1 protein-coding gene is annotated in these 781 nt (G+C 48.3%); it reads left to right on the top strand.

The features are described from left to right. Positions 1-781, top strand: a 781-nt coding sequence (locus ACR0EL_RS22155) for a sulfatase-like hydrolase/transferase (protein WP_480502311.1), incomplete at both ends; no start/stop codon positions are given.

Here is a 781-nt window from a genome sequence, read left to right as displayed (position 1 = left end):
TCCACACTCAAGATTGCAATCAAAACTGATTTGGTGCGCATGTCTGTTCTGGGCATATACTTGCTTGCAACGCCCATCATTATTTTTCTTGCCATCAAAAATATGCAGCCCGTTTTCCATATGGCTTTTCGAATGGGAATCGCATTGACAGCAGCAATATTCAGTCTTTGGGCAAGCTATCCAATCAACGCCTATGCTGATTTTCGTGAAAGTACATTTCGCACCTCCGCCCGACTGAATGATGAGATTGCACGGCTGCAGCAAAGCACCAAAAGTAGCGGAATCATTCAGGCACCAAATTCGCGTAACTTGGTCCTGATTTACGCAGAGAGTCTGGAAGAAACCTATTTTAACGAGGCCCTGTTTCCGGACCTCCTTCCGCAAATCAAAAATCTAGCGTCCGAGGGTCTTTGGTTCCGTGACTTTCAACAGTATCCGGGAACTGGCTGGACAATCGGAGGGATTGTTAGTAGCCAATGTGGCGTCCCGTTACTCTCTGAGATGGGTGGCAATAGTGTACTGAATGAAGTTAACAACCCATTTTCGGAAATCACATGCCAAGCCGAGTACCTTAAACAAGCCGGGTACAGAAACGCCTATGTAGGCGGCGCGTCTCTTTCCTTTGCTGGCAAAGGACAATTTTTGCAAGACAACGGGTATGATGCGGTTCTGGGCCTTGATGAGTTGCCAAGCGCGACAGCACATAGCTGGGGCATGTATGACGCCAGCCTCTTTGATAATGCACGGACAATCTTCGATGGGCTGGCAGAAAGTGCGGAGC

The organism is Ruegeria sp. AH12 (assembly GCF_056541465.1).
The sequence above is the reverse complement of the archived record's forward strand: the minus strand, read 5'-3'. Positions and strand labels throughout refer to the sequence as shown.